11 protein-coding genes and 2 pseudogenes are annotated in these 13,105 nt (G+C 68.6%); 5 read left to right on the top strand and 8 right to left on the bottom strand.

Translation table 11 applies throughout. The annotated features are described in order from the left end of the window. From ACIRR9_RS50855 to ACIRR9_RS50835, 5 genes are all read right to left on the bottom strand, one after another. On the bottom strand, positions 1 to 188 hold a 188-nt coding region (locus tag ACIRR9_RS50855), incomplete at its 3' end, for a transposase (RefSeq protein ID WP_403767292.1). Between the two features lie 103 nt (positions 189 to 291). Beyond that, positions 292 to 1,149, bottom strand: coding sequence for a dioxygenase (locus tag ACIRR9_RS50850; RefSeq protein WP_403767289.1), 858 nt, complete (start codon positions 1,147 to 1,149; stop codon positions 292 to 294). A 58-nt stretch (positions 1,150 to 1,207) separates the two neighbouring features. Further along, the gene (locus ACIRR9_RS50845; protein WP_403767286.1) at positions 1,208 to 2,050 is read right to left on the bottom strand and encodes a citryl-CoA lyase; all 843 of its coding nucleotides are present in this window, start codon (positions 2,048 to 2,050) and stop codon (positions 1,208 to 1,210) included. Continuing rightward, on the bottom strand, positions 2,043 to 3,233 hold the full coding sequence (locus ACIRR9_RS50840; protein WP_403767307.1) for a CaiB/BaiF CoA transferase family protein: 1,191 nt from the start codon (positions 3,231 to 3,233) through the stop codon (positions 2,043 to 2,045). Before ACIRR9_RS50840 ends, ACIRR9_RS50845 begins: the two co-directional genes overlap by 8 nt. Before the next feature lie 72 nt (positions 3,234 to 3,305). Continuing rightward, positions 3,306 to 4,133: an IclR family transcriptional regulator C-terminal domain-containing protein gene (locus ACIRR9_RS50835; RefSeq protein WP_403767283.1), complete on the bottom strand. Its 828-nt coding sequence runs from the start codon at positions 4,131 to 4,133 to the stop codon at positions 3,306 to 3,308. A 273-nt stretch (positions 4,134 to 4,406) separates the two neighbouring features. Here ACIRR9_RS50835 and ACIRR9_RS50830 point away from each other — a divergent pair, with 273 nt between their 5' ends. The 3 genes and pseudogenes from ACIRR9_RS50830 to ACIRR9_RS50820 all read left to right on the top strand — a co-directional run bounded on the left by ACIRR9_RS50830 (position 4,407) and on the right by ACIRR9_RS50820 (position 8,269). Beyond that, positions 4,407 to 5,855, top strand: coding sequence for an amidohydrolase family protein (locus tag ACIRR9_RS50830; RefSeq protein ID WP_403767280.1), 1,449 nt, complete (start codon positions 4,407 to 4,409; stop codon positions 5,853 to 5,855). Between the two features lie 1,061 nt (positions 5,856 to 6,916). Continuing rightward, positions 6,917 to 7,276 (top strand): hypothetical protein, encoded by a 360-nt coding sequence (locus tag ACIRR9_RS50825; protein WP_403767278.1) that lies wholly within the window; start codon positions 6,917 to 6,919, stop codon positions 7,274 to 7,276. A gap of 128 nt (positions 7,277 to 7,404) precedes the next feature. Continuing rightward, a pseudogene (locus ACIRR9_RS50820) lies at positions 7,405 to 8,269 on the top strand (transposase family protein). A 54-nt stretch (positions 8,270 to 8,323) separates the two neighbouring features. Here ACIRR9_RS50820 and ACIRR9_RS50815 read toward each other — a convergent pair. Then, entirely contained in the window at positions 8,324 to 9,706 is a 1,383-nt protein-coding gene (locus tag ACIRR9_RS50815; RefSeq protein WP_403767275.1) for a serine hydrolase domain-containing protein, read from the bottom strand. 138 nt (positions 9,707 to 9,844) lie between these two features. Here ACIRR9_RS50815 and ACIRR9_RS50810 point away from each other — a divergent pair, with 138 nt between their 5' ends. Next, positions 9,845 to 10,540: a TetR/AcrR family transcriptional regulator gene (locus ACIRR9_RS50810; RefSeq protein ID WP_403767272.1), complete on the top strand. Its 696-nt coding sequence runs from the start codon at positions 9,845 to 9,847 to the stop codon at positions 10,538 to 10,540. Between the two features lie 255 nt (positions 10,541 to 10,795). On the opposite strand, the pseudogene ACIRR9_RS50805 reads toward ACIRR9_RS50810, so the two are convergent. Both ACIRR9_RS50805 and ACIRR9_RS50800 read right to left on the bottom strand, forming a co-directional pair. Next, positions 10,796 to 10,903, bottom strand: a pseudogene (locus tag ACIRR9_RS50805) (cupin); the annotation flags it as partial. Between the two features lie 70 nt (positions 10,904 to 10,973). Further along, positions 10,974 to 11,912, bottom strand: coding sequence for an NADP-dependent oxidoreductase (locus ACIRR9_RS50800; protein ID WP_403767305.1), 939 nt, complete (start codon positions 11,910 to 11,912; stop codon positions 10,974 to 10,976). 82 nt (positions 11,913 to 11,994) lie between these two features. Between ACIRR9_RS50800 and ACIRR9_RS50795 the strand changes: the two genes are divergently transcribed. Beyond that, positions 11,995 to 12,582, top strand: a complete 588-nt coding sequence (locus ACIRR9_RS50795) for a TetR/AcrR family transcriptional regulator (protein ID WP_403767269.1) — start codon at positions 11,995 to 11,997, stop codon at positions 12,580 to 12,582. The last annotated feature ends 523 nt before the right edge of the window (positions 12,583 to 13,105 follow it).

Below are 13,105 nucleotides of genomic sequence, written 5' to 3'. Positions count from 1 at the left end.
TCCGCGTCCTGCGCCGACACCGCAACCGCCTCGGGCCGCTCGGTCTTCTCCGCCGTCTTGATCCACTGCCGCAGCGTCTCGTGGTTCACACCCAGCCCGGCGGCAACGCGCGAGACGGGCCGGCCCGACGAAAGGGCCAACGCCACAGCGTCGGCCCGGAACTCCGCCGAATACTTGTAGGTCCCCACCTGAGACTCCTCTCCCTGGACTCAAGATCCAGTGTCGAGGCGTCCACGATCAAGGTGGAGGGCCCCTCGAGGGATCCCCCCTCCGCAGTCGGCCGTCTCCTGGTCAGCCTGGCTGCAGGATGAAGTCGTACTCGGCTTGCAGGTACGGCACTTCGAGTGTGCTGCCGTCGGGGGCGGCGCCTGCGGGTCGTTCGGTGAAGGAGGTGATCAATGCGTCCTTGGTGCCGAAGACGACGTCGGATTCCAGGTACTCGCTGTCCTCCTGGAACAGGTGGGTGATCAGCTTGCGGTAGTCGGGTTCGTCGATGAGGAAGTGGACATGTGCGGGCCGGAAGTAGCTGATGTCGGTCTTGCGCATCAGGTCGCCGACGGGGCCGTCCATGGGGATGGCGTAACCGCGCGGCGCGATGGTGCGGATGCAGTAGGTTCCGTCTTCTCGGGTGCGGTACTTGGCCCGCAGACGGGCCTCGTCGATCTCGGGGAGCTGGGCTTCGTAGGCGCCGTCGGCGTCAGCCTGCCAGACGTCGAGCACGGCACCCGGGACGGGCCTGCCCTCGATGTCTGTCACCTTGCCGGTGAAGAACAGCGGTGTGCCCTCGATGCCGTCCGACATGTCGAAGCCGTAGGGCGCGACCGGTGAGCCGTCGACGTGGAACGGGCCGAGCACCGTGGCGGGGGTCGCCTGCGGCACGAACCTGTTGTTCAGCTGCACGACAAGGGTGCTCAGTCCGAGCACGTCGGAGGTGAGGATCAGTTCCTGTCGCTTGTCGTCGCAGATCTGGCCAGCTGCGGTCAGCCATTCGATCGCGGCCATCCACTCGTCCTCGGTGAGCCGCACCTCGCGCGCGAACTCGTGCAGATGACGGACCAGCGCGGTCATGAGCTCGCCCAGCCGCAGGGAGTGCGCAGTGGCCCAGCGCTGGACGGCCAGCTCGGTGATGTTGTCCTCGTCGACGAACACGGTTGCGGCTCCTTGGTCTGCGGGCGGTTGCGGTGCAGGGTGTGCGGCGGTCGCGGGGTCAGTCCTCGCGCCGTCCCTCCACGAGGGACTCTGGGGCGTAGGGGTCCGGTGGGACGGGGGTGTTGTTGAGGTCGACGGACAGGAAGACGTCCTGTGCGACCGGGTGGCGCAGTTCCTCGGCGAGTTGGCCGATCAGCCCGGCGGTACGGGCCAGCAGCGCGAAGCCGCGCAGCAGCGGTAGCGGGAGGCCGAGGTCCGCGAGGGCAGCGCCGCAGACGCCCGCCCCGTTGAGGGGAAGTGTTCTGTTCAGCACGGTCGGGTGGACTCGGCCGATGGCAGCGAACAGGTGCAGGTGTGGTCCGAAGACGCCTTCTTCCTGTGCGATGCGCATCAGCCGCGGTGTGCGGGGGTCGCCCTCCTTGTGTACGTGGTGCCCCAGGCCGGGGACGAATTTCCCGGCCGCGCGCTGCTCCCGGACCGTGCGCAGGGCGAGTTCGTCCCAGCCCGCCTCGTGGGTGGGCAGGGCACCGTCGAGGGACTCCAGTACGTCGTGCAGGAAGCGGCCCGTGTCCTCGGTGACGCCCAGGAAGCGGGAGCCGCCGCCGAGCAGGCCGGCGGCGAGGGCGCCCTGGACCGAGTCCGGTGCGGAGAGGTAGGTCAGGCGGGTGACGATGGCCGTGGGGGTGAAGCCGTGGTCGGCCAGCGCGGCGAGCACGGCCTCAAAGACCCGTGTCTCGCCGGGGGTGGGCCGCCGCTGGGTGGCGAGCCAGAACGAGAGTTCGCCGAAGCCGACCGAGCCCATGATGTCCTCGGCCAGGTCGTGACCGAGCAGGGTGATGGTCTTGAGGCCGGAAGCGCCCAGTGCGGTGGGGTAGGCGGGGCGGGGTATCGCTTCAGCCATGGTCGGCCTCCTCGGCTCCGGACAGCCACTTGCGCAACTCCTCGCCGTGCTCGTCGAGTTCAGGTGGTGGTAGCCGGTAGGCGGCGGGAGTCGCGGAGAAGCGGATCGGGTGCCGGGTGGTGGGCACCGCACGATCCCCCTCCCCCACGGTGACGACCGGGTCGAGTCCGAAGCGCTCGGCCATGGCGAACCCGCCGTCGATGGTGTTGATCGGTCCGCTCGGCACGCCGGCCTCCACCAGCGCCTCGAACCATTCGGTGGCGCCGCGCGTCACCAGCCTCTCGACCAGCAACGGCCGCAGCTGCTCGCGGTGGGCGGTGCGGTCGGCGTTGCGGGCGAACCGCGGGTCGGCGGCGACCTCCGGTATACCGAGTACCTCGCACAGCTTGCGGAACTGGCCGTCGTTGGCGGCGGTCACGATCAGGTCGTTATCGGCGGTGGGCAAAGGCTCGTAGGGGAAGACGCTGGGATGGGCGTTGCCCATCCGGTACGGCACAGTGCCGCCGGCGACGTAGGCCGAGCTGTGGTTGACCAGTCCGGTCAGGGCCGAGGACAACAGGTTCACCTCGACGAGCTGGCCCGCGCCCGTGGCGTCCCTGTGCCGCAGCGCGGCGAGAACGCCGATCGCGGCGTGGTTGCCGGCCATGACGTCGAACACGGATATCCCGGCCCGGTAGGGCGGCCCGTCCGGGGCACCCGTCAGGCTCATGAGCCCGGAGATGGCCTGCACCATGAGGTCGTAACCGGGGACGTGGCGGCCGGGCCCGGCACCGAAGCCCGTGATCGACGTGTAGACCAGACCAGGGTTGTCCCGCCGGAGTGACTCGAAGTCCAGGCCGTACTTGGCCATGCCGCCGGGCTTGAGGTTCTCGATCAGGACGTCCGCCCGGCGGGCGAGCTTCCGGGCGACCTCGGCGTCGGCCTCGTCACGCAGGTCGAGGGCGATCGAACGCTTCCCCCGGTTGATCCCCAGGTAGTAGGTCGAGACCTCACCGCGGGTCGGGGGCATCCACGTCCGGGTGTCGTCGCCGTTCGGTCCCTCGACCTTGACCACGTCGGCCCCCAGATCGGCGAGCAGCATCGTGGCGTACGGCCCGGCAAGAATCCGCGAGAAGTCCGCGACCAACACCCCGGAAAGCGGCGCCGCGGTGCCCTGCCGGGCGGGCTTGGTGCTCTGTGACATCATTCTCGCCTCCGCGTCCGCACAGCGGACGATCGTCCGGACAGCGATTCTGTGTCCTGGACGGAGAAGGCGTCAAGACTTCACACCCACGCCCGCGCCCGGCGGCCGGACAGCGTGCGGCGCGGACTCCAGCCGGGCGAAGTCCACGCTGATCTCGCCGGCGGCCTGCAGGAGAAGCGGAAGGTGATCGTTGAGCAGCACCTCCACCGAGGTCTCGGCGGCATGCGCGTTGACGTTGACGCTCGCGACGACCCGGCCCGAGCCGTCCCGCAGGGGGGCGGCCACCGAACGGATGCCCCTGGCCAGTTGCTCGTCGGTCATCGCCCACCCCCGCGCGCGCACCTCACGCAGCTCGGCCTCCCACTCGGCCCGGTCCGGGTGCCACACGGACTCCAGGCCGGAGCGGCTGGGTTCGGCGAGGATCCGCGCCACGTCGTCGGGCGGCAGGGCGGCCAGCAGGACCTTGCCCAGCGAGGTGGGCAGCGCGGGGAAACGGGTGCCGATCTGCACGGCGAGGGTCACGATCTTGGGCACCGAGACCCGTGCGACGTAGACGATGTCCGAGCCGTCGAGCTGTGCGATCGAGCAGGACTCGTTCGTGCGCTCGACCAGCCACTCCAGGTGCGGACGGGCCACGTCCCACAGTCCCATCGAGCGGACGTAGGCGACGCCGAGGTCCAGGACGCGCGGGGTCAGGGCGAAACCGCCGGCCTGGGGGCGTACGTATCCCAGCTCAGCCAGGGTGAGCAGGATCCGGCGCGCGGTGGGCCTGGCCAGTCCTGTCGCGGTGGCCACGTCAGTCAACGACATCACGGGCTGCCGAGGCTGGAACGCGGTGATGACCTCCAGGCCTCGGGCCAGCGCCTCGATGAAATCGGGCCCGGTTCCTTCACGCGGCATGGTGGCTCCTCTGGATGTCTTCGAATGCACTGTGCATGCGTCCGCCTGGCGGACAGTTCATCGCAGGCACTCTACGCAGGAAAACAGGCTCCAGTGTCCATGGTCCGGCGTCAATGGCTTTCATCCGACCGCAGGGCGGACATTGACAGTCAAAACTGGGTGAAGTTCGGAGTACACGCAGTATTGACAGCGCTCGGCGACCTGATGACCATCAGACAGCAACAACGGGCCGCTATACGGACACTCGTCCGGTCCAGAGTGGGAGATGTAGTGATGAGCCAGTCCACCCCATTCCAGGCGGGACGCCCCGTCGTCTTCCGCGGCGGCACGGTGCTGCCCATGGACCGCGCGCGACGGGTGCTCACCGACACCGACGTGCTCGTGACCGGCGACCGGATCACCGCGGTCGGCCCGCGGCTCGCCGTCCCGGAGGGCACGACGGAAATCGATGCGTCCGGCGGCATTGTGATGCCCGGCATGATCGACACGCATCGGCACATGTGGCAGACGGCGATGCGGGGGTACGGCGCCGACTGGACCCTGACCCAGTATTTCGTCTGGTACTACCTCGAACACGGCAAGACCTTCCGGCCCGAGGACGTGCACGCCGGAAACCTCCTGGCCGCCGTCGAAGCGCTGGACGCCGGGGTGACCACGGTCGTCGACTGGTCACACGGGCTGCAGACGGTCGACCACGCGGACGCGGCCGTGGACGCGCTCCAGTCGGTGCCCGGACGGTTCGTCCTCGCCTACGGCAACATCCAGCAGGCTCCGGCGCAATGGACTGCGGCACCGGAGTTCCGGGACTTCGTGCGCCGCCGCATCACCGGCGACGACATGCTGGGCCTCCAACTCGCCTTCGATGTCACCGGCGACCCCGCCTTCCCCGAGAAGCCGGCCTTCGAGGTGGCCCGTGACCTCGGCGTCGCCGTCACCACCCACGCCGGCGTCTGGGGCGCCACCAACGACGACGGCATCCGGCTGATGCACGAGCACGGATTCATGACGCCCGAGACGGTCTACGTACACGCCTCCACCCTGTCGGCCGACTCCTACCACCGCATCGCGGCCACCGGCGGCTCCATCTCGGTTTCCACGGAGAGCGAGCAGAGCGCCGGCCAGGGCTATCCCACGACCTGGGCGATCCGCTCCCACAACATCCCCGTCTCCCTGTCGATGGACACAAGCGTGTGGTGGAGCGGCGACCTGTTCTCCGCCATGCGCACCACACTCGGCGCCGACCGCGCGCGCGAGCACCTGGAGGCCCACGCCGGCGGTGAGACCGTCACCCACTGCGCGCTGCGCGCCGACCAGGTGGTGGAGTGGGCGACGCTCGGCGGTGCCAGGGCACTTGGCCGCGAGCAGGAGCTGGGCAGCATAGAGGCGGGCAAGAAGGCTGACCTCGTGCTGTTGAAGAACGACCACTCGCCGGTCTCGTTCCCGGTCCTCAATCCCTACGGCCATGTGGCGTTCCAGGCCCAGCGCGGCGACGTGCACACCGTGGTCGTCGACGGCCGGGTGGTCAAGCACGAGCACCGGCTGCTCGGCGTCGACCTGGCCGCGGTGCGGCGCACGGTCGAGCAGACCGTGGAACACCTGCGGTCGGCCATGGGCGAGGAATCATGGGCGAAGGGCATGAACCCGGACGTCCCCGAGACGAAGGTGCTCGACAACCCCTACACGTACACCGACTACCGCAGCGCCTCGACGCACAGCCACTGAACCGGCTCAGCCGACGGGACCCCACCTCGGCCGCAGCCGCCTCCCGCGGCACAGTTCACAACGCCAACTCCGGCGCCTCCGCCCCTTCTCCCGTCGTCCTCGACGCGCGCCAAGCTCCCGATCACGCCTGCTACGACGCACACAACCTTCGGAATCGGGGCCGGACCACCGCACGCGGCCGCTTTCGCCTCAAACGGCAGCCAAATGCCTTGACGGGCGTTCGAGTCCGGGGCCGGCACGGTCGACGGGTGAGGGGCCGACGTGATCCTAATCCAGTGCGTAAGCAGACGGCCCGGGACCATGCAACGACCCGGAGCAGCTGCTCGCACAGGACAGCGAATGCCTGGATCCCCCTGGCCGTCAAATCCTCCTCAAAAGGCGGCATCGCTGTCCGTTGCGGGGTCCGCGGTGATGACGCGGGTGCCGGGCTGATGCCTCCGTTTCCCCGGGTCCCTGAGGCCTCTGTCAAGAGCGGCGCGGCCCGGCGCCTGCGTGGTCACCGCGAAACTCGCGTGGTCTGCTCGGACGTTGATCGTCACGGCGCGAGCCTGCTCCAGGGTCGGCCTCTCGTTCATCCGCGAGCCCCTGGAGTGTGCTGGTGTCGCGAACGGCTACTGAGATGGCGGACCAACGAGTCCTTGGATTAGGGCGCCGCGTGACCTGCATGTGCTCGTGATCTGCATAAACGAACGGATCCGGGAGGACAGCTTGACCACGCCTAGTCCCCCAGGTCACGTGGGTGCCGATGTGGTGGACCACGCCCTGCTCGTACAGCTGGGCGATCGGTTCGGCGCGCAGGCGCTTGCCGACCTTGGCGGTGACTTCGAGGACCCGGGGCATGAGCTGCCCGTTCGTGCCGCCTTCGCGGCACAGCTGCTCCCATGCCTGGGAGAGGACCGGGCAAGCCATGTCGCCGCCAGTAACTTGACTCGACCACGATCGCGTCGGCCTTGAGGGCAGGCGCGAGAAGGTAGGCCGTACGGCCCCAGTGGTTCGCGGCCATGCTCCCGGAACGATCCTCAAGGGCGTACAGGTGGCCGTCGTAGCCGCGCGCGGCACCGATGATGCCAGTCTCGTCGCCGATCGCGGACTCTCCGCCGGCGGGGCGCGCCGACGATGACGCGGGCCAGGTCGAGGCCGCCGAACTCGACGGTGGTGATTCGGTGGTCGGTGATCCAGTCCCGCTGCCACACGCTGCCCTCCGGCGGACGCGGCTTCTGCTGGTAGAGCGCGGCCCAGACGCGTTCGCCGACGCGGCGGCGGGTTGTGGCGTGGTGCTCGGCGTCGAAGCGCTCACGCCGCGTCAGCTCGCCCAGTTTGCAGCGGAGCGGTCGGTGTCGCTGTCGGCGAGCGCCAGCACGTCGATGTTCTTCCACTCATTGAGGTTTTCTCAGCGAAATGATCTCCACAAGGTGGGGTGATCCGCCGGTACTCGCGTGAGTCGAACGCGCATGCTCGGGCTGCGGACAGACGTGGAGCCCCTGGTAGGACAGGGCTCTGCCGAGAGGCTCACCACCAGATCATGTCCGCAGCTATCCGAGGCTCTACGTTGATCGCCTATGTTGCCACGCTCGTTGTCCCCCGCCACGTTGTCGAGTTCCTCGCCCACCACCTGGCCGCTCACCGACGGCGGATCGGCACACCGAAGCGATCCCGGGCACTGGGGCCGTTCCGGCAGGCAATGCTGGTGCTGCGCTGGTTCCGCGAGCGAGGGTGCGTGCACTGCCTGGCCCGCGACGCCGGCGTCTCCCAGGCCACCGGCTACCGCTACCTGCACGAGGGCATCGACGTGCTCGCCGACCAGGCCCCAGACCTGCACGAAGTCCTGACCCAATGTCAGCGAGAAGGCGTGACGCACGTCATTCTCGACGGCACACTGATCGAACCCGACCGCCTTGCCGGCGTCCGTGAGAACGGCAGCGACCTGTGGTTCAGCCAGAAAAACAAGGCGTTCGGCGGCAACGTCCAGTTCCTGTCCGCCCCGGACGGCACCCCGCTGTGGGTCTCCGACGTGGAGCCCGGTTCCACCCCCGACATCACCGCCGCGCGTATCCATGCCCTGCCCGCGCTGTACAAGGCGGCGGCCGAGGGCCTGCCGACCCTGGCGGACAAGGGCTACATCGATGCGGGCATCGGCATTCGCATCCCCGTCCGCCGTCCAAGACGGCATGTCCAAAAAGGCACTTCACGTCGACACCCGCATGTTCAACACGTTGCTGCGGCATGTGCGAGCCCTTGGAGAGCGCGCCGCCGCCGAGCTCAAGCAGCGGTGGCGCACCCTGCAGCACGTCACACTCAGTCCCGGTCGGATCGGCGACATCGCCCGCGCCGCCCTGGTCCTCAACGGAGTCTGGAAGGAATCAACGCTGGAAAACATCACTGTGGACCGACCAGCAATCCTTAGGTTGAGGTGAAGGCCCTGCCTGACCAGTCGTGTCACACAGGGCCCTGCGGGTGCGGCGCAGTGGTCAGGCCGGGTGGACGCGCTGGAACAGCCGCCCGGCGAGGTCGATTCCCACGACCGTGCCCGTCTCGTCGCGGGTGAAGAAGCCGCGTTGCCCCGTCAGGCCGCCGTCGGTGACGATGTAGTCGTCAGCCCCGCTGGGCAGCAGCCCGAAGTCGGCCGGCGGCAGGTCCGGCGGCAGCTCGGTGCCCGCGGACGCCCGGAGCTCCGGCTTGATCTGCACGGCGAGCTTCGGTCCGGTCTCGTCCGCGCTGATGGTGAGCATCATGGCGTCGATCTCGTAGCTGCCGGCGAACTCGCGGATCCGCGCGGGGTTGTAGGGGAGTGGCTCGGGGTCCCGGTCGGCAACCCCCAGGTAGTGCTCGAGCGCCCAGCGAACGATGGTCTGGTTGCAGGCCGGCCCGCTGTCCGGGCCGGCGTTGGAGGCCACGGCGACGGCGAAGCCCCGCTCGGGCACCGTGAGCAGCTCCGCGAACTGACCGTTCGCCGACCCACCGTGCCCGACGACGCGAACGCCGTCCACGTCGCGCAGGAACCAGCCGATGCCGACGGCGTCGCCCATCGAGCTGGAGCGCAGCTCGACCGTCGGCTCGGCCATCCGGTGCAGTGTCTCGGCGGACATCACCCGGGTGCCACTCTCCGAGCAGCCGTCGCCGAGATGGAACCGGGCCCACCGAAGCTGGTCCGCGACCGAGGAGACGATGCCCCCGCCGGGGTTGTTGCCACGGGAGTCCTTCCACCGCCGCGCTACGGCCAGGGCGCCGTCCTCGCCGAGGTTGTGCCCGACGGCGAACCGCCGGGTCATCACCTCGTCGCCGGCGAAGAAGCTGTGGGTCATCCCGAGCGGTTCGAAGAGCAGCGAGGCGACGGCGCGCTCATAGGTCAGGCCAGTGACCTTTTCCACGATCCGCCCGGCGAGGTTGTAACCCAGCTGGCTATAGGAGGCGCGGGCGCCGACCGGCGCGATCAGCGGAATCCCGGCGAGCTGCGCCACCTGCGCGGCCAGCGCGTCGTCGCCGTCGCCGGTGTCGGATGCCGTCCGGACGTTGAGCCCCGCGGTGTGGTTGAGCAGGTTCCTCACAGTGATCCGGGTCGCGGCCTCCTCATCTGGGAGTGCCAACTCCGGAACGTACCGGCGCACCGGCGCGTCCAGCTCGATCCGGCCAGCCTCAACCAGGCGCATCAGCGCGGTCGCCGTGTAGGTCTTGGTGACCGAGCCCAGCCGGAACAGCGTGTCCTGCGTGACCGGCAGCGGGTTCTCCAGGTTCGTCACGCCGTGGCACGCGAAGACCTCCCGGCCGTCCACCCACACCCCGACGGCAACGCCGGGGATGCCGAACTCTGTTGCCTTCGCATCGACAAAGGCGGCCAGCGACTCCTGTGACATTTCTTGTCCCCCTCTTCCGCTCCCGCAGTTGCATGACTTGCACTGCGTTCAAGTCGAACGTAGAGCAAGACTTGAACAGCGTGCAAGTGACTTTTTGAACTTTGTGCAAGTCGCGGCTCGATGCCCTACCGTGGCCACATGCCCCGCGACACGCTGACCCGCGAACAGATCGTCCAGACCGCCGTCGAGCTGCTGGACGCCGAAGGCCTGGAAGGCCTCAACATGCGCGCTCTGGGCAAGCGGCTGGGCTCCGCGGCCACCGCGGTCTACTGGCACGTCGGCAGCAAAGACAACCTCATCGCCCTCGCCGCCGACCAGGCATGGAGCGAGATCGCACTGCCCGACCTGACCGCCACCGGCTGGCGGACCGCAGCCGCCGCGACGGCCAATGGCCTGCATGCAATGCTCACCCGCCACCCCTGGCTGGTGCAGGCCTTCGGCTCCTTCTTGATGTTCGGCCCCGCCAAAGCCCGCTACGACGACCACGCCCTCGCCGTCTACGAGGCCGCCGGATTCACCGGGGCGCTCGCCGACCAAGCGGCCGCCACCGTCTTCACCTTCGTGCTCGGCAACGCCCTCGGCCCGGCCGCGGCGGCCTCGCTCTCAAGGAAGCTCAGCGGCGACGGCAACGCCGAGCAGCTGATGCGCGACAGCATGGCCGAAGCCCACGAGATCGCAGCGCAATTCCCCCGGCTACGCGCCCGCCTCGAAACCCCCGCCGCAGGCTACGCCGCGGCCCCGGACGACACCTTCCCCCTCGGCCTCCAGGCCCTCCTCGACGGCCTTGACGCCCTACTCGCCGGCCGACGCGCGAGCACCCCGCCCAGCGAGTAGGCGTAGTCATGACTCACGCAGTCGATCTGCAACCGACGCCTGTGCTTCATCGGTTCGCGGAAACATTTCACTGAGAAAACCTCATTGGCCTGCGAGCCAACGTGGTCCTCGAGCCTGTTCATGTAGGGGGCGGGCAAACAGTGCGCGCCGCCCAGAACACGTAACGACGGTCTGAGCACCCGCCTGCGTGCGCATCGCAAGGACGGGGCGAGGCCTGTGGCGGCCTGGCAGCGAAGCTGTCGGGCCGTCTTCCGGTCAGTGAGTGTGGATGCGCTTTTCGAGGCGAGTGCCGTGGCGAAGGGTGATCGACATCAGGTCGCTGGGGGCGTTCAGCTCCAGGCGGTGCCCCGGCCTGCCCGGCGGCCGGGGCAGTGTCGGCCGGAGGAGATAGGAGGGTGCTGCCAGTAGAGCCCTCAGTCGTGTCGGTCGTGGTCTAACTGGTATGGGTCATGTCGAGGACGATCTTTCCCCGTCGGGGCGGTCGTGCGGCTGTCTCGTGTGCCTGTGCAGCCTGATGGGCCAGGTAGGTGTCCCGGACTGGAACACGGAAGCGGCCCCGGTCGGCGAGTGCTGTGGCTGACGTGAGTCCGTGGACGCCGTCGGGCTGGCCGGCAAAGCGGCCCATGGACAGCCGAACTCCGTACGTGGATGCCCCGAAGTCAGCCAGAGTGACGACGCTGTCCGCGGTGCCAACCAGTTCGATCAGTTCACTCAGCGACCCGGCCCCCGCGACGTCGAGTGCCCGGTCGACCGGAGCGGTGGTCAGCGCGCGGATCCGGACGGGCAGACCGCGCCCGTAGTCCACGGGTTCAACCCCCAGCTCTCTGAGAAACTGGTGGCTGTCGGGGCGTGCGGTGCCGATCACGCGGGCGCCGCGTGCCATCGCAAGCTGCACGACAATGCTGCCGACGCCGCCGGCCGCACCGTCGACCAGCAGTGTCGTGTCGTCCTGGATATCGAGCAGGTCGAGGGCGCGGGTCGCGGTCTCGATGCCGGTGCCTGCCGCGCCGGCTTCGGCCCACGTCATGCCGTGTGGTTTGTGCGCCCAGAAGTCCAGGACCGCGTACTGCGCGCTCGCCCCGCCCAGCCGTGCCACGTCGACCGCGCCGAAGACCTCGTCGCCGACGGCGTAGTCCGTTACCTCGGCGCCGATCTCGTCGATCACTCCGGCAGCATCGACGCCGGGAATGTGCGGCAGGGCGAGGTTCTTGCTCGCAGGGGACGAGCCTTCGCGCAGTGCGAGATCGACGGGTGACACCGCCGTGGCTTTGACGGCGATGCGGACCTGGTGAGGGCCGGGATGAGGCTCGGGCGCGGTACCCAGGGTCAGGACCTCGGGTGGGCCGAACCGCTCGAACTGCACGGCAAACATGATCACCTCTCCCACCCGGAGTCTCCAGGCGCTTGAATAAGGTGAACATCGTTCCGGAGCATCTGTTCCACTCCAGGGGAAGATGAGAGGGACGGGGAGAAAAGTGACTCGGAAAGCCAGGGCCGACGCGGCCGACAACCATGAACACATCATCGCGACCGCCCGCGAGGCTTTCGCCGCGGAGGGCGTGGACCTTCCCATGCGCGAGATCGCGCGGCGTGCCGGTCTGGGCATCGCGACGCTGTACCGACACTTCCCCACCCGCACGGACTTGATCAGCGCGGCCCTTGCCGGGCATGTGGCGGCCTGCAGAGCCGACATGCAGGCCGCACTGGCGGAGCCGGACGCCTGGACCGCACTCAGCGGAACCATCCGCCAGTTCGCGGAACACCAGATCCGGGCCCCCGGCCTCAATGAGGCCCTGCTGGGCTCACACACGGCAGGCGACGCGTTCCGCGACGACCGGCGGGCCCACGCCGCAGCACTGGAACAACTCATCGCCCGCGCACACCAGCAGCGGGTCCTGCGGCGAGGGACCTCCGTCACAGACGTCCGCGTCGGCCTGATGGCGATCTCCTCGCTGCGCCCCACGCAGGCCAATCGACGGCCCGATGCGATCCGTACCTTGCTGGGTCTGCTTCTGGCGGGACTGCACTCGCCCGATCACTGAACTGCCGAGGGCTCAGGCCGCGCCCCTGCCCCCTACCGTAAGAGGCCATCGGTTGAGGGCAGACGTCGGCTTCAGTAGGAACATCGGAACGAAAACCGGCGCTACCGGCAGCCTCGGGCCATGGGAGTCACGCACGATCATTCTCATAAATGACCATCTGTGAGAGTTCTGCGAGAGCCCTGAAGGTGATCACGTTTCCGCAGGTCACCATTCGCAGAAGTCCTCTCGAAACTCAGATGTTCTGCGAGGCACTTCTGACACACTGATCGCGTGGATCTGACGCCCGGTTGTCAGGTTCCGGAGTCGGCTGCGCTGATGTCCGAAGTCTCCTGCTCGTGGTCGTGAGCCGGTTGGGCAGCCATCTCGGTATCGCGTCGCTGCCGAGCTATTCGTAGGGCTGGCAGGAGTTGGCCTCGGTGCTCAACGACCGCACCGTCGGGTACGTGGCCGTTGCGGACGAGGGATGTCCAGCTCAGGCGGTGCTGAAGGCCGTTGACCGGATCGGCGTCGCGCTTCCCGCTGA

The organism is Streptomyces sp. NPDC101234 (assembly GCF_044767525.1).
Taxonomy (GTDB): domain Bacteria; phylum Actinomycetota; class Actinomycetes; order Streptomycetales; family Streptomycetaceae; genus Streptomyces; species Streptomyces sasae.
This window is presented reverse-complemented; position numbering and strand designations above follow the sequence as displayed.

What these genes read in the sequence shown, in the direction of transcription:
- ACIRR9_RS50830 (WP_403767280.1), top strand. Translation starts at nt 4,407, where the DNA reads ATGAGCCAGTCCACCCCATTCCAGGCGGGACGCCCCGTCGTCTTCCGC.
- ACIRR9_RS50845 (WP_403767286.1), bottom strand. Translation starts at nt 2,050, where the DNA reads ATGGCTGAAGCGATACCCCGCCCCGCCTACCCCACCGCACTGGGCGCT.
- ACIRR9_RS50810 (WP_403767272.1), top strand. Translation starts at nt 9,845, where the DNA reads ATGCCCCGCGACACGCTGACCCGCGAACAGATCGTCCAGACCGCCGTC.
- ACIRR9_RS50840 (WP_403767307.1), bottom strand. Translation starts at nt 3,233, where the DNA reads ATGTCACAGAGCACCAAGCCCGCCCGGCAGGGCACCGCGGCGCCGCTT.
- ACIRR9_RS50815 (WP_403767275.1), bottom strand. Translation starts at nt 9,706, where the DNA reads ATGTCACAGGAGTCGCTGGCCGCCTTTGTCGATGCGAAGGCAACAGAG.
- ACIRR9_RS50835 (WP_403767283.1), bottom strand. Translation starts at nt 4,133, where the DNA reads ATGCCGCGTGAAGGAACCGGGCCCGATTTCATCGAGGCGCTGGCCCGA.
- ACIRR9_RS50795 (WP_403767269.1), top strand. Translation starts at nt 11,995, where the DNA reads ATGAGAGGGACGGGGAGAAAAGTGACTCGGAAAGCCAGGGCCGACGCG.
- ACIRR9_RS50825 (WP_403767278.1), top strand. Translation starts at nt 6,917, where the DNA reads ATGATGCCAGTCTCGTCGCCGATCGCGGACTCTCCGCCGGCGGGGCGC.
- ACIRR9_RS50800 (WP_403767305.1), bottom strand. Translation starts at nt 11,912, where the DNA reads ATGTTTGCCGTGCAGTTCGAGCGGTTCGGCCCACCCGAGGTCCTGACC.